This is a genomic window from Burkholderia sp. Tr-20355 (genome assembly GCF_017104685.1).
In the GTDB taxonomy this organism is placed as follows: domain Bacteria; phylum Pseudomonadota; class Gammaproteobacteria; order Burkholderiales; family Burkholderiaceae; genus Burkholderia; species Burkholderia seminalis.
The window spans coordinates 1-19721 of the sequence record NZ_JAAGPK010000152.1 but is presented as its reverse complement, the minus strand read 5'-3'; the positions used below and the strand labels follow the sequence as shown (position 1 = coordinate 19721).

The window sequence follows — 19721 nt, the reverse complement described above, 5'->3', positions numbered from 1 at the left end:
GGCGCGGGCAAGCGCAAACGCGCGCCCGCGCGGGCGAACACCGCCCCGCGCGCACCGGCGGCCGCCGGCGACGCGGCCGACCAGCACCACGAGATTCAGAACAAAGCGATGCCGGGCGCAAGCACCGGCACGCCCCCCGGAACGGCCGCCGCTGGGCCCGCCGCTTCCGGCTCTCGCAGCGTTTCACCCAGCGCATCCACCTTGATCCAGATGAGGAGTTTCATGCAGCGCGCCACCAAGATAGTCGCCACGATCGGCCCGGCTTCCAGTTCGCCGGAGATTCTGCTGCAGATGATGCAGGCGGGCCTCGACGTCGTGCGGCTCAATTTTTCGCACGGCACGGCCGACGATCACCGCCAGCGCGCCGAGATGGTGCGCGAGGCCGCCCGCAAGGTTGGCCGCGAGATCGCGATCATGGCCGACCTCCAGGGTCCGAAGATCCGCGTCGGCAAGTTCGAGAACGGCAAGACCACGCTCGTGCCGGGGCAGCCGTTCATCCTTGACGCCGCCTGCGAGCTCGGCAACGACGAGCGCGTCGGCCTCGACTACAAGGAACTGCCGCGCGACCTGCGTCCGGGCGACCTGCTGCTGCTGAACGACGGCCTGATCGTGCTGACCGTCGAGCGCGTACTCGGCGACGAGATCCACACGATCGTCAAGGTGGGCGGCGAGCTGTCGAACAACAAGGGCATCAACCGCCAGGGCGGCGGCCTGTCGGCGCCGGCGCTGACCGCGAAGGACATGGAAGACATCCGCACGGCGATGTCGCTCGGCGCGGATCTCGTCGCGGTGTCGTTCCCGAAGAACGCGACCGACATGGAAATGGCGCGCCAGCTCGCGAACATCGCGGGCGCGCCGTACGGCATCAAGCCGAAGATGATCGCGAAGATCGAGCGCGCGGAAGCGATTCCGGCGCTGCAGAGCATCCTCGACGCGTCCGACGGCATCATGGTCGCGCGCGGCGACCTCGCGGTGGAAGTGGGCAACGCGGCCGTGCCGGCGCTGCAGAAGCGCATGATCCGGATGGCGCGCGAGTCGAACAAGCTCGTGATCACCGCGACGCAGATGATGGAATCGATGATCCACGCACCCGTGCCGACCCGCGCGGAAGTGTCGGACGTCGCGAACGCGGTGCTCGACGGCACCGACGCGGTGATGCTGTCGGCCGAGACGGCCGCCGGCAAGTACCCGGTCGTCACGATCGAGACGATGGCGGCCGTGTGCGTCGAAGCGGAAAAGTCGGAACATGTCGAGCTCGACAAGGATTTCCTCGACCGCACGTTCACGCGGATCGACCAGTCGATCGCGATGGGCGCGCTGTTCACCGCGTACCACCTCGGCGCGAAGGCGATCATCGCGCTGACCGAGTCGGGCGCGACCGCGCTGTGGATGTCGCGTCACTACACGCACGTGCCGATCTTCGCGCTGACGCCGCGCGTCGGCAGCGAGCGCACGATGGCGCTGTACCGCAACGTGACGCCGCTGCACGTCGACTTCAACAGCGACCGCGATTCGGCGCTGCAGGCGGCGCTCGAGATCGTCGTCAAGCAGGGCTACGTGCAGCACGGCGACATGGTCGTGCTGACGGTCGGCGAGCCGATGGGGCAGGCGGGCGGCACCAACACGCTGAAGATCGTGCGGGTCGGCGAACACTACTGAGCGCCCGCTGAGCATCGGGCCGGCCTGGCGGGCCGGCCGCCGGGATCGGCCGGAAGCTGGTCTGGCACCGTTTTGCACGCGAAAGCCGCGTGGGGTTCGAAGCTCCGCGCGGCTTTTTTTCTCTTTTTTGCCCGCATTGTGCCGTGCGAACGTAACAAATTGCGAGTGAGCGCCACCGGGCGGTCGGAATCGGAGGCGCTTCGCGATAAAATGCGGCTATTCGACGCTCAGCCGCGCCGCCTCGCCCCGGGTCGAACGGGGGCGGATGCCGCGCCGGCGTCAGGGCGCACCGGTTTTCATTCCAAGGAGTTCCACAATGCCTCTCGTATCAATGCGTCAATTGCTGGACCACGCGGCGGAGCACGGTTACGGCCTGCCGGCCTTCAACGTGAACAACCTGGAGCAGGTCCAGGCGATCATGGCGGCGGCGGACCAGGTCGGCGCGCCCGTGATCATGCAGGCATCGGCCGGCGCGCGTAAGTACGCGGGCGAGCCGTTCCTGCGCCACCTGATCGAAGCAGCCGTCGAGTCCTACCCGCACATCCCGGTCGTGATGCACCAGGATCACGGCCAGTCGCCGGCGGTCTGCATGGCCGCGATCCGCAGCGGCTTCACCAGCGTGATGATGGACGGTTCGCTCGAGGCCGACGGCAAGACGGTCGCGTCGTACGAGTACAACGTCGACGTGTCGCGCAAGGTCGTCGAGATGGCGCACTCGATCGGCGTGACGGTCGAAGCGGAACTCGGCGTGCTCGGCTCGCTCGAGACGATGAAGGGCGACAAGGAAGACGGCCACGGCGCGGAAGGCACGATGACCCGCGAGCAGCTGCTGACCGATCCGGAGCAGGCCGCCGACTTCGTGAAGCTCACGCAGTGCGATGCGCTCGCGATCGCGATCGGCACGTCGCACGGCGCGTACAAGTTCTCGAAGAAGCCGACGGGCGACATCCTGTCGATCCAGCGCATCAAGGAAATCCACGCGCGCATCCCGAACACGCACCTCGTGATGCACGGTTCGTCGTCGGTGCCGCAGGAGCTGCTCGCCGAGATCCGCGAATTCGGCGGCGACATGAAGGAAACCTACGGCGTGCCGGTCGAGGAAATCCAGGAAGGCATCAAGCACGGCGTGCGCAAGATCAACATCGACACCGACCTGCGTCTCGCGATCACCGGCGCGATCCGCCGCTACCTGTTCGAGAACCCGGGCAAGTTCGATCCGCGCGACTACCTGAAGCCCGCGCGCGAAGCGGCGAAGCAGGTCTGCGTCGACCGCTACCTCGCGTTCGGCTGCGAAGGCCAGGCCGGCAAGATCAAGCCGGTGGCGCTCGACAAGATCGCCGAGCAGTACAAGTCCGGCGCGCTCGCGCAGGTCGTGCGCTGAGACTGTAGTACGATTGCCCCCGCCCGGTACTGCCGCCGGGCAAGGGCTGGCCGCCCGGTTGCCGGATTCGATCCGGCCCCGGTAGCCGCTCCGTCCGGCCGAACAAGGGCCGGCCGGCAACCGCCGGGCGCCGTCGCCCGCCGGTTCGCCGACGCATTGCAAGACCGCCGTTCCCGCCTGCCGCGGGGAACGGCGTTTCCCTTTTTGTTTGGCTCCTTATCTGCGAAAAGACGATGTCTACCCTTTACGAATCCACGCTCCGCTCGCTGCCGCTCCTCGGTCGCGGCAAGGTCCGCGACAACTACGCGGTCGGCAACGACAAGCTCCTGATCGTCACGACCGACCGCCTGTCGGCGTTCGACGTGGTGATGGGCGAGCCGATTCCGAACAAGGGCCGCGTGCTGAACCAGATGGCGAACTTCTGGTTCGACAAGCTCGCGCACATCGTGCCGAACCACCTGACGGGCGACGCGCCGGAAGCGGTCGTCGCGGCCGACGAGGTCGAGCAGGTGCAGGGCCGCGGCGTGGTCGTCAAGCGCCTCGAGCCGATCATGATCGAAGCGGTCGTGCGCGGCTACCTGGCCGGCAGCGGCTGGAAGGAATACCAGGCATCGGGCGCCGTGTGCGGCGTGCAGCTGCCGGCAGGCCTGCAGAACGCGCAGAAGCTGCCCGAGCCGATCTTCACGCCGGCCGCGAAGGCCGAGATGGGCGAGCACGACGAGAACATCACGTTCGAGGAAACCGAGCGCCGTATCGGCACCGAGCTGGCCGCGACGATCCGCGACATCTCGATCAAGCTGTACAAGGAAGCGGCCGACTACGCGGCGACGCGCGGCATCATCATCGCCGACACGAAGTTCGAATTCGGCCTCGACAACCACGGCAAGCTGTACCTGATGGACGAAGTGCTGACGGCCGATTCGTCGCGCTTCTGGCCGGCCGACCAGTACGAAGTCGGCACGAACCCGCCGTCGTTCGACAAGCAGTTCGTGCGCGACTGGCTCGAGGCGCAGCCGTGGGGCAAGACGGCGCCGGCGCCGGCGCTGCCGGCCGACGTCGTCGAGAAGACGGCCGCGAAGTACCAGGAAGCGCTCGAGCGCATCACGGGCCAGTCGCTCGTCTGAGAGAAGGAAGGAATGCACGACATGAGTGAAGTCCAGACTGCCCACACGCACGGCGCGCCGCTCGTCGGCGTGCTGATGGGTTCGAGTTCCGACTGGGACGTGATGAAGCACGCGGTCGCGATCCTGCAGGAATTCGGCGTACCGTACGAAGCGAAGGTCGTGTCCGCGCACCGGATGCCCGACGAGATGTTCGATTACGCGGAGAAGGCGCGCGAGCGCGGGCTGCGCGCGATCATCGCGGGCGCCGGCGGGGCCGCGCACCTGCCCGGCATGCTGGCCGCGAAGACCACGGTGCCGGTGCTCGGCGTGCCGGTCGCGAGCAAGTACCTGAAGGGCGTCGATTCGCTGCACTCGATCGTGCAGATGCCGAAGGGCGTGCCGGTCGCGACGTTCGCGATCGGCGAGGCCGGCGCCGCGAATGCCGCGCTGTTCGCGGTGTCGATCCTGTCCGGCAACTCGGTCGACTACGCGAACCGGCTCGCCGCGTTCCGCGTGCGCCAGAACGAAGCCGCGCACGCGATGGTGCTGCCGCCGCTCGAATGACGGCGCACCGGCGGCTGCGCGTCGCGGCTGCCTGACTTTCCCACTGCGGCGGGCAGCGCCCGCCGCGACCGACCACTGACATGACCGCAACTCCTGATTCCGTTTCCCCGATCCTGCCCGGCGCGTGGCTGGGCATGGTCGGCGGTGGCCAGCTCGGCCGCATGTTCTGCTTTGCCGCCCAGTCGATGGGCTATCGCGTCGCCGTGCTCGATCCCGATCCGACGAGCCCCGCCGGCACGGTCGCCGACCGCCACCTGCGCGCGGCGTACGACGACGAAGCCGCGCTCGCGGAACTGGCCGACCTGTGCGACGCCGTATCGACGGAGTTCGAGAACGTGCCGGCCGCGAGCCTCGATTTCCTCGCACGCACGACGTTCGTCGCGCCGGCCGGCCGCTGCGTCGCGGTCGCGCAGGACCGGATCGCGGAGAAGCGCTTCATCGAGGCGTCGGGCGTGCCGGTCGCGCCGCACGTCGTGATCGAATCGCCGGCGGCGCTCGCCGCGCTCGACGATGCCGCGCTCGGCGCGGTGCTGCCGGGCATCCTGAAGACGGCGCGCCTCGGCTACGACGGCAAGGGCCAGGTGCGTGTGAGCACCGCGCGGGAAGCGCGCGACGCCCATGCGGCGCTCGGCGGCGTGCCGTGCGTGCTCGAGAAGCGCCTGCCGCTGAAATACGAAGTGTCGGCGCTGATCGCGCGCGGCGCGGACGGCCGCTCGGCCGCGTTCCCGCTCGCCCAGAACGTGCACCACAACGGCATCCTCGCGCTGACGGTCGTGCCGGCGCCGGCCGCCGATGCCGCGCGCGTCGCGGAGGCGCAGCAGGCCGCCGTGCGGATCGCCGATACGCTCGGTTACGTCGGCGTGCTGTGCGTCGAATTCTTCGTGCTGGAAGACGGCTCGTTCGTCGCGAACGAAATGGCGCCGCGCCCGCACAACTCCGGCCACTACACGGTCGATGCGTGCGCAACGAGCCAGTTCGAGCAGCAGGTGCGCACGATGACGCGCATGCCGCTCGGCAATCCGCGCCAGCATTCGCCGGCCGCGATGCTGAACATCCTCGGCGACGTGTGGTTTCCGCACGGTGCGGCGGCCGATGCCGTCACGCCGCCGTGGGACACGGTCGCCGCGATGCCGGCCGCGCACCTGCACCTGTACGGCAAGGAAGAAGCGCGCGTCGGCCGCAAGATGGGCCACGTGAACTTCACGGCCGAGACGCGCGACGAGGCCGTTGCCGCGGCCACCGCGTGCGCGCAGCTGCTGCGCGTGCCGCTCGACTGAGGCGCCGGCCGATGTCCATCGATCTTCCGACCTCCGTGACGCTCGCGCAGATCGACGCGGCCGCCGCGCTGCTCGACGCGGGGCAGCTCGTCGCGTTCCCGACCGAGACCGTCTACGGGCTCGGCGGCGACGCGGCCAATCCCGAAGCCGTCGCGCGCATCTACGCGGCGAAAGGGCGGCCCGCGAACCATCCGGTGATCGTGCACCTGCCGCCGGGCGGTGACCCCGGCTACTGGGCCGACGACGTACCGGCCGACGCGCACGCGTTGATCGATGCATTCTGGCCGGGCCCGCTGACGCTGATCCTGAAGCGCCACGCCCGCATTCCGGATGCCGTGAGCGGCGGACAGGATTCGGTCGGGCTGCGCTGCCCGTCCCATCCGGTCGCGCAGGCGCTGCTGGCCGCGTTCAGCGCGCGGCGCGGCGGCCACGGCGGTGTGGCGGCGCCGTCCGCGAACCGGTTCGGCCACGTGAGCCCGACGACCGCGCAGCACGTGCGCGACGAATTCGGCGACACCGTGCACGTGCTCGACGGCGGCGCATCCGAAGTCGGCATCGAATCGACGATTCTCGATCTGTCGCGCGGTTTCCCGGCGCTGCTGCGCCCGGGCCACGTGACGCCGCAACAGATCGCCGACGTGCTCGGCCGCGCGCCGAAGCTGCCGGACGGCAGCGACGCGACCGCACCGCGCGCGTCGGGCACGCTGAAAGCGCATTACGCGCCGCGCACGCCGCTCGCGCTGCTGCCGTTCGACGCGCTCGAGCCGCTGCTCGCGGCCGCGCAAACCGATGGCGAACGGGTCGCGCTCGTCGCCCGTGCATCGCGCGCGGGGCGCTGGGCGCAAGCCGACGGCGTGCATTTCGTCGCGGCGCCGGAAGATCCGCGGGCCTATGCGCGCGACCTGTACGGGATGCTGCGCGCGCTCGACCGTGCGCAAGTCGCGCGTATCCTCGTCGAGAAGCTGCCCGAGACCGTCGAATGGATCGCGGTCAACGATCGCCTCGGCCGCGCGGCTGCCGCGTTCGAGGCGCGCGACTGACGTTCATCGCGCTTCACGCATGAAAAAACGCCCGACCGGCGAACCGGTCGGGCGTTTTCGTTTGGGCGCGTGGCCGGCGGCTTACTTGCCGACGCCGGACTTCGCGATCTGCTGCTCGACGTACTGCGCGAACAGCGCGTGCAGGCGCGTCGTCGGGTGGACCGTGTCGGCGAACATGTAGGTCTGGTCCGCATTCGCGACCGTGTAGGTTTGCGGCGAGCAGAACAGCGACGAGCCGAAGGCGGTTGCGTTCGCGACGCCGTACTGCGTGGCGGCCTGGACCATCGCCTTCAGGTTGCAGGCGGTGTCGGTGTTCGACACGCTGAAGCCGTTCGCCTGGTAGTTGGCCGCGATGCCGTCCTGCCACGTGAACGAATCGACCACCGCATACTTCGTCGTATCGACCTTCAGCGCGGCGAGCGTGCCGACGAGTGTCTTGTTGAAGAGGCCCGACAGTTGCGTGAACGCGGCCTGCGCGCCGCCTTGCAGCGCGAGTGGCGTGCCGCCGATGTCCGGCACGTTCGCGACGAACACGTGCGTCGCGCCTGCCGCGACGATCTGCTGGACGATCCCGCCGAGCTGCTGCGCGGCCAGGCCGATCGCCTGCGCGGCCGCGAGCTGCGCGGCCGGCGTGTTGCCTTGCGCCTGCGCGACCTGCGCCTGATAGAAGATGTCGTTCGCGCCGCCGTTGATCAGCACGATCTGGCCGGCGTTGAAGCTGCCGTGCTGCGACAGGTACTGCTTGACCTGGTCGGCGATCGGCGTCGTCGTTGCCTGCGCGTAGTCGGCGTTCGGCACGCTGGCGTCCGCGTGGCCGATGCCCGGCTGCAGCGTCACGCGCGAGCCGCCTTGTGCGTAGCCGAGGCCGCCGGTGGCCTGCAGCGGGATGCCGAAGCCGCCCTGGTTCGCGGGCTGCAGCGTGTCGCCGTAGTACTGCGCGACGTTCTGCGTCCACACCTGGCCCGGGTTGGTCGTGAAGCGGCCGCCGCCGAAGCCGAGCTTGATCTGCGAGTAGGTGCCCGCGTCGGACAGGCTGTCGCCGAACGACACGACCTGCATCTTCACGCCCGACGGCGGCGTGTTCGACGAACTGCTGCCGTTGTTGTCGTCACCGCCGCCGCACGCGGCGAGCAGCGCGAGCGCGGCGCCGGCGATCGCGACCTGCGCGGTGCGCAGCATGCGCTGACGGGTGCGGGAAGGTGCGTGTTGTTGTATCTGCATCGTTCGATCTCCTCGTAGATATGGCCTGATGTGTTTCTCATCTGCCGCGTGCCTGCTCGGTTCCGGGCTGCGCGGCGGCCGTTGGCTGAAACGGTTTATCGGTCACGCGCAGCCGCCAGCGGCACGGTGCGCGGATCCTGGTTCGCGGCCTCGGCAATCTGCGCATGATAAGCGCTCGCCCATTCGGGCGGGCCGAAAATCGCGCGCAGCTTGTTGCCCCATCCGTCGACGCGCAACGCGTCGGACGCCATCGACACCCATTCGTGGAACGTCGCGACGAGCGGGTTGTTCGAGCCGAGCCGCTCGACGATCCCGTACTGCGGCGGGTCGTCGGGCGTTTCCTCGACATAGCTGCCGAACAGGCGATCCCAGATCACCAGGACGCCTGCGTAATTGCGGTCGATGTAGCGCGCGTTGCGCGCATGGTGCGCGCGATGGATCGACGGCGTATTCAGCACGTATTCGAGCCAGCCGAGCTTGCCGATCGCCTGCGTGTGCACGAAGAACTGGAACGCGAGGTTGATCAGCACGATGCCGACGACCTGTTGCGGCGGAAAGCCGGCGAACGCGAGCGGCAGCCAGAACACCCACATGCCCGCGACGGGGTACATCAGGCTCTGGCGGAATGCGGTCGAGAAATTCATCCGCTCGGACGAGTGGTGCACGACGTGCGCGGCCCACAGCCAGCGCACGCGATGGCTCGCGCGATGAAACACGTAGTAGAGGAAGTCCTGCGCGACGAACAGCACCGCGAACGACAGCCAGCCGTCGTGCCACGTGTAAAGACGATAGTGCCGGTAGCAGTACGCATAGACGGGAATCACGAACAGCCACGCGATCTTGTCGGCGCCCTGGTGCATCAGCGCGAGCGCGGCGTTGCACAGCGTGTCGCGCCACGCATAGACAGGGTCTTGCGCACGTGTGCGGGCGAGGTGCCAGGCCTCCCATGCGATGCAGAGCAGGAAGACGGGCGCCAGCGCGAGCAGAAGCAATTCGACGTCGAATCGCATGGGCGTGTCTCCTTCTTTCCCCTGCAAGCCATGAGGCCGGGCGTGTGGCCCGTTGTAGATATCGGTCAGGCCAACAGCCTACGCAATCGCCACGCGCTAGGCGAGGGGGCAGCGTAGAGGGTTCCCTCTGAGGACAGGGTTTCTACGGAAGCCGCGCGGCACGGGGCCGGGCGGTGCGGCCCTGTTTTACGGGCGCGGCCGGCGCGCGGTGCGGCGCGCGCCGGCGGGGGCGGCGTTTCAAACCGCGCAGTGCGAAAGGCGAGCGCGGGCGCGGCGGAAAAACGGCACGGGCCGCCCGCGAGGGCGGCCCGTTGCGCGATGTGCAGAGCGTCAACGCGTCAGTGCGCGCCCGCGTAGATCCACTCGAGCAGCGTGTCGTGCGCGGCGCGCGCGGCTTCCGCGTGATCGTTGTTGATGAAGCTGACGACGATGTAGCTCTGGCCGTCGGCGCCGCCGACGTAGCCCGCGATCGCGCGCACGTCGCGCAGCGTGCCGGTCTTGATGTGCGCGTTGCCGAGCACGCCGGCGTTGGTGAGGCGGTTCTTCATCGTGCCGTCGATGCCGGCGATCGGCAGCGAATCGATGAAGGCCTGCGCGACGGGGCTCGCGTTCGCGGCCTGCAGCAGCGCGGCGAGTGACTGCGCGCTCACGTGCTCTTCGCGCGACAGGCCCGAGCCGTTCTCGAGCACGAGGTCGGGCATCGCGATGCCGTTCTTCTGCAGGAATGCCTGGATCACGCGGCTCGACTGTTCGGGCGTCGCGGGCGGCTTGCCGCCGACCGCGCCGATCGTCAGGAACAGGTTGCGCGCCATCACGTTGTTGCTGAACTTGTTGATGTCGTAGACGATGCTGCCGAGCACCGGGCTGTGGTGTACCGCGAGCGGCCGCGCGGTGGTCGGCACCTTGCCTTCGCTCACGGGGCCGGCGATCGTGCCGCCGTCCTGCTGCCACAGCGCGAGGAAGCCGCGCGCGAAGAACGTCGTGTGATCGAGGATCGCGAGGTTGGTCGTGTGCGCGCCGCAGCGCAGCGGGTAGTCGCCGGCGAACGACGCCGTCATGATCCCGCCGCCGGCCGACAGCGTCGGGCGCGCGGCCGCGGCGGCCGCGCTGCACGAGCCCGAGCCTTCGACGAGCTGGTTGTCGATCGACAGGTTCGCGAGCGGCGGCAGCACGTCGACGGCCACCTTGCCGTCGTCGCCCGGCGTGACCGTGAACGACACGGCCTTGAACGCGTACAGCAGCGGATCGGGGCCGACGTTGTACGGCGCGCTGGCATCGTCGTCGAACGACGGCAGGTCGCGCGTCGACGCCGCGAAATAGCTCTTGTCGAGCACGAGGCCGCCGGCCACGCGCTTGACGCCGGCCTTGCGGAGCTTGTCGACGAGGTCGATCAGCTCCTCGGGCACGAGCTTCGGATCGCCGGTGCCCTTGATGTACAGGTTGCCTTGCAGCGTGCCGTCGGGATCGACCGTGCCGTCCGTGTACGCGGTCGTGCGCCAGCGGTAGTCGGGGCCGAGGATCGACAGGCCCGAGAAGGTCGTCACGAGCTTCATCGTCGAGGCCGGCAGCATCGGCCGGCTCGCATTCCACGCGATCAGCGGCTCGGGATCGCCGACGCGCTCGACGACGACGCTCATCGCCGAGGCCGGCACCTTCGCGCGCTGCAGCGCGACGAGCACGGACGCCGGCAGGCCGGCCGCGCGCGCGGCCGGCGACACGACGGCGGTCTTGCGCGCGTCCTTGTGGGATTTCTTGCGGGCCTGCGCGGGCGGTGCGAACGCGAGGGCCGTGCAGGTGGCGACGACGGCGGCCGCGCGCAGGCACAGGCGGGCGCGGGGGGCGAACCGGGCGGAAAGATCGGAAATCGGCATGGGCGAATACGGGAAAAGCAGGGGCTCGGGCAGGGCGCGCGGCGGCGCCAAAGCGCACATTGTAGAGACAAGTCCGCGCAGGCCCCTTGCAATCCGCCTTACTGTTGCATTGCACGGTGCCGCGCACGCGATTCGCGGCGCTACAATGGTCGGCGTGTTTGACTCGCCCCATGGATACCTGTCCCGATGCGGATACTGCTCGTCGAAGATGATCGAATGATTGCGGAGGGCGTGCGCAAGGCGCTGCGCTCGGACGGCTTTGCGGTCGACTGGGTGCAGGACGGCGACGCGGCGCTCACGGCGCTCGGCGGCGAGACGTACGACCTGCTGCTGCTCGATCTCGGCCTGCCGAAGCGCGACGGCGTCGACGTGCTGCGCACGCTGCGCGCGCGCGGGCTGTCGCTGCCGGTGCTGATCGTCACCGCGCGCGACGCGATCGCCGACCGCGTGAAGGGGCTCGACGCGGGCGCCGACGACTACCTCGTCAAGCCGTTCGACCTCGACGAGCTCGGTGCGCGGATGCGCGCGCTGATCCGCCGCCAGGCCGGGCGCAGCGAGTCGCTGATCCGCCACGGCGCGCTGACGCTCGACCCCGCTTCGCACCAGGTGACGCTCGACGGCGCGCCCGTTGCGCTGTCCGCGCGCGAGTTCGCGCTGCTCGAGGCGCTGCTCGCGCGGCCCGGTGCGGTGCTGTCGAAGAGCCAGCTCGAGGAAAAGATGTACGGCTGGGGCGAGGAGATCGGCAGCAACACCGTCGAGGTCTACATCCACGCGCTGCGCAAGAAGCTCGGCTCGGACCTGATCCGCAACGTGCGCGGGCTCGGCTACATGGTCGTCAAGGAAAGCTGACGCGTGAGGTCGATTCGTCATCAATTGCTGATCTGGCTGCTCGCGATCGTCGTCGCGGGCGTGGGCATCGCGGGCTGGCTCATCTACCGGCAGGCGCTCGCGGAGGCGAACGAGCTGTTCGACTACCAGCTGCAGGAAATCGCCGCGGCGCTGCCGTCGGAGCCGTTCTCGCAGGTGTTCGGCTCGCGCACCAACGGCGACGAAGGCATCGTGATCCAGATCTGGAACCGCAACGGCGTGCTGATGTACTTCTCGCATCCGCGTGCGCCGATCGCGCCGCGCGCGGAACTCGGCTTCTCGACCGAGCGCACCGATCGCGGCGAATGGCGCGTGTACGGCGCGATCGTCGGCGACAACGTCGTGCAGCTCGCCCAGCCGCTGTCGGTGCGCAACCGGCTCGCGGCGAACGTCGCGCTGCGCACGCTGTGGCCGCTGATCGTGCTGCTGCCGTTCCTCGGCGCGGCCGTCTGGGTGATCGTCGGGCGCGGCCTCGCGCCGCTCGGCCGCGTGACGCGCGCGGTCGAGGCGCGCCGGCCGGAAGCGCTCGATCCGCTGCCCGACGCGCGCCTGCCGCTCGAGGTGCAGCCGCTCGTGCGCGCGCTGAACGGGCTGCTCGCGCGGCTGTCGGCCGCGCTCGACACGCAGAAGGCGTTCGTCGCCGACGCCGCGCACGAGTTGCGCACGCCGCTCGCGGCCGTGCAGATCCAGGCGCAGCTCGTCGCCCGCGCGAAGGACGACGCATCGCGCCGCGAGGCGGTCGCGGATCTCCAGGACGGCGTGTCGCGCGCGACGCGCCTCACGGAGCAACTGCTCGCGCTCGCGCGTGCCGAGCCGGACGGCGCGACGATGCGCGAACCGGTCGACCTGCAGGCGCTGCTCGCCGAATGCGTGACCGCGCATGCGCCGCTCGCGCAGCGGCGCGACATCGATCTCGGCTTCGAGGAGACGCGCGCGGCGAGCGTCGTCGCGGACATCGGCGCGCTGCGCGTGATGTTCGGCAACCTGCTCGACAACGCGGTGAAGTACACGCCGGACGGCGGCCGCATCGACGTGTCGCTGACCCGCGACGCGGCCGGCCGCGCGTGCGTCCAGATCGGCGACAGCGGGCCCGGCATCCCGGCCGACGAACGCGAGCGCGTGTTCGACCGCTTCTACCGCGACAGCTCCGCGCGGGCGCGCACCGACGTGGCGGGCAGCGGGCTCGGGCTCGCGATCGTCAAGCGCGTGGCGGCCCAGCAGGGCGCGACGGTGTCGCTCGGCGACGCGGCCGCGGGCGGCCTGCTCGTCAGCGTCGTGTTCCGCGACGCCGAGATGCCCGCCGAGGCGCCGCAGCCTTCCGAATCCGCGTGACGCGTGCCGCCGGGCGGCCGCCGGCGGCCGCTTAAGCCCCGCTTAAGGCTGATTAAGCCTCCTTTAAGTCAGGGTCGTTACGCTGCGTCCTAACAAAGAGGAGGTCCTACGATGAATACCCGATTCCTTGCGCGCGGCACCGTCGCGGTCGCCGTGGCGGCCGCCCTGTCAGCCGGCTATTTCGCCGGTACGCGCCGCGCCGATCCGCAGATCATCACGCCCGCGCAGGCCGCGCTGATGCCGGCCGAAGCGGCCGCCAAGACCGGCATTCCCGATTTCTCCGGGCTCGTCGAGACCTATGGCCCGGCGGTCGTGAACATCAGCGCGAAGCACGTCGTGAAGCAGGTGTCGCGGCGCGTGCCGCAGCCGCAGCTGCCGATCGACCCGAGCGACCCGTTCTACCAGTTCTTCAAGCACTTCTACGGCCAGGTGCCGGGCATGGGCGGCGACGCGCAGCCCGACGACCAGCCGAGCGCGAGCCTCGGTTCCGGGTTCATCATCAGCTCCGACGGGTACATCCTCACCAATGCGCACGTGATCGATGGCGCGAACGTCGTCACGGTCAAGCTGACCGACAAGCGCGAATACAAGGCGAAGGTCGTCGGCGCAGACAAGCAGTCCGACGTCGCGGTGCTGAAGATCGACGCGAGCGGCCTGCCGACCGTGAAGATCGGCGATCCGGCGCAGAGCAAGGTCGGCCAGTGGGTCGTCGCGATCGGCTCGCCGTACGGCTTCGACAACACGGTCACGTCGGGCATCATCAGCGCGAAGTCGCGCGCGCTGCCGGACGAGAACTACACGCCGTTCATCCAGACCGACGTGCCGGTGAACCCCGGCAACTCGGGCGGCCCGCTGTTCAACCTGCAGGGCGAGGTGATCGGCATCAACTCGATGATCTACTCGCAGACGGGCGGCTTCCAGGGCCTGTCGTTCGCGATCCCGATCAACGAGGCGATCAAGGTCAAGGACGAGCTCGTGAAGACCGGCCACGTGAGCCGCGGCCGCCTCGGCGTCGCCGTGCAGGGGCTGAACCAGACGCTCGCCAGTTCGTTCGGGCTGCCGAAGCCGGACGGCGCGCTGGTCAGCTCGGTCGACCCGAACGGCCCGGCCGCGAAGGCCGGCCTGCAGCCGGGCGACGTGATCCTGTCGGTCAACGGTTCGCCGGTCGCCGATTCGACGTCGCTGCCCGCGCAGATCGCGAACCTGAAGCCCGGTTCGAAGGCCGACCTGCAGATCTGGCGCGACAAGTCGAAGAAGTCGATCAGCGTGACGCTCGGCGCGATGGCCGATGCGAAGCTCGCGTCGAACGACGGCGGGCCGGTCGAGCAGGGCCGCCTGGGTGTCGCGGTGCGTCCGCTGTCGCCGCAGGAGCGCAGTGCCGACAACCTGTCGCACGGGCTGATCGTGCAGCAGGCCGGCGGTCCGGCCGCCAATGCGGGTATCCAGCCCGGCGACGTGATCCTCGCGGTCAACGGCCGCCCGGTCACGAGCCCCGAGCAGTTGCGCGACGCGGTCAAGGGCGCGGGCAACAGTCTTGCTCTTCTGATCCAGCGCGATAATGCGCAGATCTTCGTGCCGGTCGACCTGAGCTGACCGGCATGGCCGACGGCCGGCTCGGCCGGCCGCGGCGGGCGCCGCCGCTCGACCGCGTGACGCGGCGCCCCGTATGTGTTCCGACCCCAAGGAGAGAGCCATGCAATATCCACGCAACGTGTCCCGATTTGCCGTCGCCGTGGCGTTGGCCGCCGGCCTCGCAGCCGGTGCGACCGGCGCGTACGCGCAGTCCGACGGCTTGCCGGCCGCGCGCCAGCAGGGTGACGTCACCTTCGTGTCCGGCGGCGTCGGGCAGGACGAATCGACGGCGTTCCAGCACAACGAGGCGAAGTGGCCGCTGGCGCTGCGCTTCACCGGCAAGGGCGGCGAGTTCCTGGCCGACGTTCATGTGCGGATCGTCGACGGCAAGGGCACGGAAGTGCTGAAGACCGACGCGCGCGGGCCGTACATGCTCGTGAAGGTGCCGCCGGGACGTTATACGGTGCATGCGTCGTACCAGGGCAACGAGGAATCGCGCGCCGTCACGGTCGGCGCGAAGGGCGGCGCGAAAACCGCGTTCCAGTGGAGCGCGCAGTAGCCCGCCGCGCGCGGCCGCGCCCAGGTCGCGCAATCGGACGAAGTTTCGCCCATAATGAAAGCCACGGCACGCGTGCCGTGGCTTTTTTTCGTTTCCTGCGCCCGGTTTGCCTGCCGGGGCGCCCGAAGGAGAAACGATGTCCGATGCAGCCGACCCTCGACTCGAAATCGTGCCGAACCGCCATCGCGTTCGCGTGATCCATCGCGGCATCACGTATGCCGATTCGCATCGCGCGCTGACCGTCCGCGAAACGGGACTGCCGGACATCCATTACCTGCCGCGCGGCGACGTCAACATGCGCCGGCTCGTGAAGTCGGGTTTCACGACCGCGTGCCCGTTCAGGGGGCCGGCCGTGCATTTCGACTTGCAGACGGAAGACGGCGTGATCGAGAACGCCGCATGGAGTTACGAGGAACCGACGGAGGCGGCGTCCGTGCTTGCGCACTACGTCGCCTTCGATGTCGCGCGGATCGACAGTCTCGTCGAGACGTCCTGATGCGGCGCGGGTTCATCGGGGAGGCGTCATGGAACTGAACGACACGTTACGCGTTGCGCTCGCGCCGCCTGTCGTGCGGGAGGCGTTCGAGGATCTCGCGTTGCTGCGGGCGAGCTTCGACCATTGCGAATCGTTCGTGAAGCTCGCGCACGGCGAGTTCGCGCTGACGATCACGGTGCCGCTTGGCCCGCTGCGCGCGCGCTACGACGTGCGCGCACACGCGGCCGCCGAGCAGGGCGACGCGCAAGGGCGGCCGCGCCGTGTGCTGAGTTTCAAGGCGCGCGCCGACGGCCTCGGCGCGCTGCGCGGCCAGGTCGAACTCGTGCTGATGCCGGATGACGACGCGAACGCGACGCGCATCGAGTACGTGGTCTGGGCGACGGCGAGCGGGCCGCTTGCCGAGCTGCCGGGGCGGCAGATCGACAATGCATTGCGCGAGTGGACCGATGATTTCTTCCAAGAGTTCTGCGCGGTCGTGCAGGCGAAGCACGGCCTCGCGCCGAATCGCGCGCGCTCGGCCGCGCCGCGCCGCCAGCATGTGTTCCTGCGGCCCGCGTCGCTGATGGCCGCGACGAAGCGTGCGCTGCCGCCGCGCCTGGGCGGCGCGCTGACCGGGCGCGCGGCCAGCGCGCTCCCGCATCGCGGCTCCGGCACGGTGCCGGTTTGGGCCTGGGCGGCGATGATCGTGTTCGTCGCGCTGCTGCTCTACGCGGCACGCTGGATCAACGGCGGCTGAGCGGCCTTACCGCGCGTCGGCGCCGGTTCAGGCGCCGGCGCCGCGAAATTCCCTTCGATAGGCGGACGGCGACGTGCCGAGCGCGCCCGCGAAATGCTGGCGCAGCGACACGCTCGACCCGTAGCCGGCAGCCTGCGCGATCGCGTCGATCGATTGTCCGGTGGTTTCCAGCAGGTGCTGCGCGCGTGCGAGCCGCTCGGCCTGCAGCCATGCGGTGACGGTCGTACCCGTCGCCTGGCGGAAGTGGCGCGTGAACGTGCGCCGGCTCATCAGCACGCGTTCGGCGAGCGAATCGACGCCATGCGCGGCGTCGAGATGCGCGCGCACCCAGTCGAGCAGGCCCGCGAGCCGCGCATCGCGCGGGTGCGCGGCGACCGGCTGCGGCACGTACTGGGCCTGCCCGCCCTGGCGGTGCGGTGGAATCACGAGGCGGCGCGCGATCCGGTTCGCGGCATCCGAGCCGAAGCGCCGCCGCACGACGTGCAGGCAGCAGTCGAGCCCCGCGGCCGTGCCGGCCGACGTCGTCAGATTGCCGTCGTCGACGTACAGCACGTCGGGATCGAGCTTCACGCGCGGAAAGCGCCGGGCGAAATCGTCGGCCCATGCCCAGTGCGTGGTGGCCGGACGGCCGTCGAGCAGGCCGGCCGCGGCGAGCACGTACGCGCCGAGGCACAGGCCGACGAGCTGCGCGCCGCGGGCGGCGACCGCGCGGACGGCGTCGAGCAGTTCATCGGGCGGCACTTCGTCCGGATCGCGCCAGGAGGGCACGACGACGATGTCCGCGTCGTCGAGCGCATCGAGCCCGTACGGCGCCGCGATCGTGAAGCCGCCCGTCGTCGCGAGCGCGCCGCGCTCGGCCGAGCAGACGCGAAACTCGAACGCGGGCGACGCGGCCGCGTCGCGTTCCTTGCCGAACACGACGGACGGTACCGACAGGTGGAACGGGCTGATGTCGTCGTATGCGATCACGGCGACGACGGTCGGCGCGGGCGGGGCGGGCAACGCGGCAGCGGCCATGACGGGCTCCGGAATGGGGATGGCCCGATTTTATCGAAGAATGGCTATCGGGCCACTGTCCGGGCAAACGCCGTGGCCCGACAATGCATCCCATCGCGCTGCCGGCCGGCCCCTTCCGGGCGGGGTAGCGCTCCCGGACCAGGAGCCCGCCATGTCGAATTCGAACGCCGTCCCGTCTTCCGCTGCTCATCCCGCTGCCCGCCGCGCCCTGATCGTCATCGACGTCCAGAACGAATACGTGACGGGCAACCTGCCGATCGAGTATCCGCCGCTCGACGTGTCGCTCGCGAACATCGGCCGCGCGATCGACGCCGCGCACGCGGCCGGCGTGCCCGTGATCGTGGTCCAGCACGTCGCGCCGGCCGGCGCGCCGATCTTCGCGCCCGGCTCCGACGGCGTCGCGCTGCACGCGGTGGTCGCCAGCCGGCCGTACGCGCATCTGGTCGAGAAGACGCAGGCGAGCTCGTTCGCCGGGACCGATCTTGGCACGTGGCTCGACGCGCACGGGATCGACACGCTCGCGGTGGCCGGCTACATGACCCACAACTGCAATGCGTCGACCGTCTATCACGCCGCGCATGCGGGGCTGAAGATCGAGTACCTGAACGACGCGACGGGCGCGCTGCCATACGAGAACGAAGCGGGCACGGCGAGCGCCGAGGAGATTCACCGCGCGTACACGGTGGTGTTCCAGTCGAATTTCGCGGCGGTGATGTCGACCGACGCGTGGATCGCGGGACTGTCTGGCGCGGCGATGCCGGCGCGCGATTCGGTGGCCGCGTCGAACCGGCGAGCCCGCGCGCAACGCGCGAAGGCGGCCTGACGCGGCAGCAGCGGGGCGGTGCGGCGACCGCCGCGCGTCAGCCGCCGTCCTTCAGCATCGCGGGGCTGTAGCGCAGCATGTCGAAACAGCCGTCGACGAGCTTTTCCGCATGCTGCTCGGCGTCGATCTCGTCGGGCAGCATCAGCATGTCGCGCACGAAGCCGCTGACGAGGGTGTGCAGCATCAGCGTCGCGCGCCACGTATCGAGCCGCTCGGGCAGCAGCTTGAGCCGCACGGCCATCGCGAGATCGGCGTCGATCGCGTGCAGCGCCTCGCTCATCCCGGCGCGATTGCGCTGCAGCAGCGGCCCCATGTCCGCGACGTACTCGCACTTCATGAAGAGGATGCTGAACACGCGCCGCAGCTGCGCATCGCGCTGCACGCCGAGCACGCACCAGATCAGGATCTTGCGCACCTTCTCGAGCGGATCGCCGCCCGGTGCGTCGAGCGGCATCCGCTTCAGTTCGTCGATCGGCAGGAACACGCGGTCGAACATCGCGTCGAACAGCTCGCTTTTATTCGCGAAGTGCCAGTAGATCGCGCCGCGCGTCACGCCGGCGTGCTGGGCGATGTCCGCGAGCGACGTGTGCGACACGCCCTTCTCGAAGAACACGTGCTCGGCGGCGTCGAGAATGCGGTTGCGCGTCTCGAGCGCCTCCTCCTTGGTACGTCTGACCATGTGCAGGCCTGATTGGATCGATCGTAGGTGAATTTAGGGTCCGCAACCCCTCGCGGCCATCATTGAGACGGGCTATGCTTGCGACGGGTAACAATCTGTAAGACTGGACAGTCGGCGGAGTACAAACGGGCTTTTTACATACATCCATGAATGTATATACAATACCACCCTACGATCGAATGACCCAAGTGGCAATCAGTTAATATCCCACTCTGCTGATTCCCGCCAAAGTACCAGTCCGCAGTTCGCGGCATCCCGTCGGCATGGAGGTTTCGTGCCGACGTGCTGTATCCAGCAGTCCAGTAATTCAGGTGTTCGATCTGCGCCGCGAGGCGCATCCGTGTTGCGCTCCCGCCGGGTGCTGCACTTATTCCATTGGTTACACACAGAGGTCGCTCCATGCGCGTCGAACGGGTTCCATACCGCTTGATCACTGTCGCGGCAGCCGCGGTTTTCCTGGCTGCCTGCGGAAAAAAAGAATCGGCACCGCCGCCGCAAACACCTGAAGTCGGCG

19 protein-coding genes are annotated in these 19721 nt (G+C 69.3%); 13 read left to right on the top strand and 6 right to left on the bottom strand.

The annotated features are described in order from the left end of the window. Positions 1–95: 95 nt before the first annotated feature. Positions 96–224: a hypothetical protein gene (locus G3N62_RS36305; RefSeq protein ID WP_021164118.1), complete on the bottom strand. Its 129-nt coding sequence runs from the start codon at positions 222–224 to the stop codon at positions 96–98. On the opposite strand from G3N62_RS36305, the gene pyk reads away from it, so the two are divergent. The 6 genes from pyk to G3N62_RS27910 all read left to right on the top strand — a co-directional run bounded on the left by pyk (position 223) and on the right by G3N62_RS27910 (position 7024). Then, entirely contained in the window at positions 223–1659 is a 1437-nt protein-coding gene (gene pyk, locus G3N62_RS27935) for a pyruvate kinase (protein ID WP_034189082.1), read from the top strand. The two genes, G3N62_RS36305 and pyk, sit on opposite strands and share 2 nt — an antisense overlap. A 316-nt stretch (positions 1660–1975) precedes the next feature. Then, positions 1976–3040 carry a class II fructose-bisphosphate aldolase gene (gene fba, locus G3N62_RS27930; protein ID WP_034189083.1) on the top strand — a complete coding sequence of 355 codons (1065 nt, stop codon included), beginning with the start codon at positions 1976–1978 and terminating at the stop codon, positions 3038–3040. Between the two features lie 233 nt (positions 3041–3273). Then, a complete protein-coding gene (locus G3N62_RS27925) occupies positions 3274–4164 on the top strand; it encodes a phosphoribosylaminoimidazolesuccinocarboxamide synthase (RefSeq protein WP_034189084.1) in 891 nt (296 codons plus the stop codon). A gap of 21 nt (positions 4165–4185) precedes the next feature. Continuing rightward, positions 4186–4707, top strand: a complete 522-nt coding sequence (gene purE / locus G3N62_RS27920) for a 5-(carboxyamino)imidazole ribonucleotide mutase (protein ID WP_034189110.1) — start codon at positions 4186–4188, stop codon at positions 4705–4707. Between the two features lie 80 nt (positions 4708–4787). Continuing rightward, positions 4788–5984, top strand: coding sequence for a 5-(carboxyamino)imidazole ribonucleotide synthase (locus G3N62_RS27915; protein WP_034189085.1), 1197 nt, complete (start codon positions 4788–4790; stop codon positions 5982–5984). A gap of 11 nt (positions 5985–5995) precedes the next feature. Beyond that, complete coding sequence (locus G3N62_RS27910; protein WP_069706288.1) at positions 5996–7024, top strand: L-threonylcarbamoyladenylate synthase; 1029 nt, start codon at positions 5996–5998, stop codon at positions 7022–7024. An 81-nt stretch (positions 7025–7105) separates the two neighbouring features. Here the strand turns inward: G3N62_RS27910 and G3N62_RS27905 are convergent, their stop codons facing one another. The 3 genes from G3N62_RS27905 to dacB all read right to left on the bottom strand — a co-directional run bounded on the left by G3N62_RS27905 (position 7106) and on the right by dacB (position 11126). Continuing rightward, positions 7106–8245: an SGNH/GDSL hydrolase family protein gene (locus G3N62_RS27905; protein ID WP_124671211.1), complete on the bottom strand. Its 1140-nt coding sequence runs from the start codon at positions 8243–8245 to the stop codon at positions 7106–7108. A gap of 95 nt (positions 8246–8340) precedes the next feature. Further along, positions 8341–9255, bottom strand: a complete 915-nt coding sequence (locus G3N62_RS27900; protein ID WP_034189088.1) for a sterol desaturase family protein — start codon at positions 9253–9255, stop codon at positions 8341–8343. 338 nt (positions 9256–9593) lie between these two features. Further along, positions 9594–11126, bottom strand: a complete 1533-nt coding sequence (dacB, locus tag G3N62_RS27895; RefSeq protein WP_034189089.1) for a D-alanyl-D-alanine carboxypeptidase/D-alanyl-D-alanine-endopeptidase — start codon at positions 11124–11126, stop codon at positions 9594–9596. Between the two features lie 186 nt (positions 11127–11312). On the opposite strand from dacB, the gene G3N62_RS27890 reads away from it, so the two are divergent. The 6 genes from G3N62_RS27890 (at position 11313) to G3N62_RS27865 (ending at position 16688) form a co-directional block, all read left to right on the top strand. Next, entirely contained in the window at positions 11313–11975 is a 663-nt protein-coding gene (locus tag G3N62_RS27890; RefSeq protein WP_034189090.1) for a response regulator, read from the top strand. Positions 11976–11978: 3 nt separating this feature from the next. Beyond that, a complete protein-coding gene (locus G3N62_RS27885) occupies positions 11979–13325 on the top strand; it encodes an ATP-binding protein (RefSeq protein WP_034189091.1) in 1347 nt (448 codons plus the stop codon). 111 nt (positions 13326–13436) lie between these two features. Continuing rightward, positions 13437–14918, top strand: coding sequence for a DegQ family serine endoprotease (locus G3N62_RS27880; protein ID WP_034189092.1), 1482 nt, complete (start codon positions 13437–13439; stop codon positions 14916–14918). 100 nt (positions 14919–15018) lie between these two features. Further along, entirely contained in the window at positions 15019–15456 is a 438-nt protein-coding gene (locus G3N62_RS27875; protein ID WP_034189093.1) for a carboxypeptidase-like regulatory domain-containing protein, read from the top strand. A gap of 136 nt (positions 15457–15592) precedes the next feature. Beyond that, complete coding sequence (locus tag G3N62_RS27870; RefSeq protein WP_034189094.1) at positions 15593–15952, top strand: DUF427 domain-containing protein; 360 nt, start codon at positions 15593–15595, stop codon at positions 15950–15952. A 28-nt stretch (positions 15953–15980) separates the two neighbouring features. Further along, positions 15981–16688: an SRPBCC domain-containing protein gene (locus G3N62_RS27865; RefSeq protein ID WP_206141357.1), complete on the top strand. Its 708-nt coding sequence runs from the start codon at positions 15981–15983 to the stop codon at positions 16686–16688. 27 nt (positions 16689–16715) lie between these two features. Here the strand turns inward: G3N62_RS27865 and G3N62_RS27860 are convergent, their stop codons facing one another. Next, entirely contained in the window at positions 16716–17705 is a 990-nt protein-coding gene (locus G3N62_RS27860) for a helix-turn-helix domain-containing protein (RefSeq protein WP_124671212.1), read from the bottom strand. Positions 17706–17856: 151 nt separating this feature from the next. On the opposite strand from G3N62_RS27860, the gene G3N62_RS27855 reads away from it, so the two are divergent. Beyond that, complete coding sequence (locus G3N62_RS27855; RefSeq protein WP_049029735.1) at positions 17857–18528, top strand: cysteine hydrolase family protein; 672 nt, start codon at positions 17857–17859, stop codon at positions 18526–18528. A 37-nt stretch (positions 18529–18565) separates the two neighbouring features. Here G3N62_RS27855 and G3N62_RS27850 read toward each other — a convergent pair whose 3' ends face one another. Next, positions 18566–19207 carry a TetR family transcriptional regulator gene (locus G3N62_RS27850; RefSeq protein WP_034189098.1) on the bottom strand — a complete coding sequence of 214 codons (642 nt, stop codon included), beginning with the start codon at positions 19205–19207 and terminating at the stop codon, positions 18566–18568. Between the last annotated feature and the right edge of the window lie 514 nt (positions 19208–19721).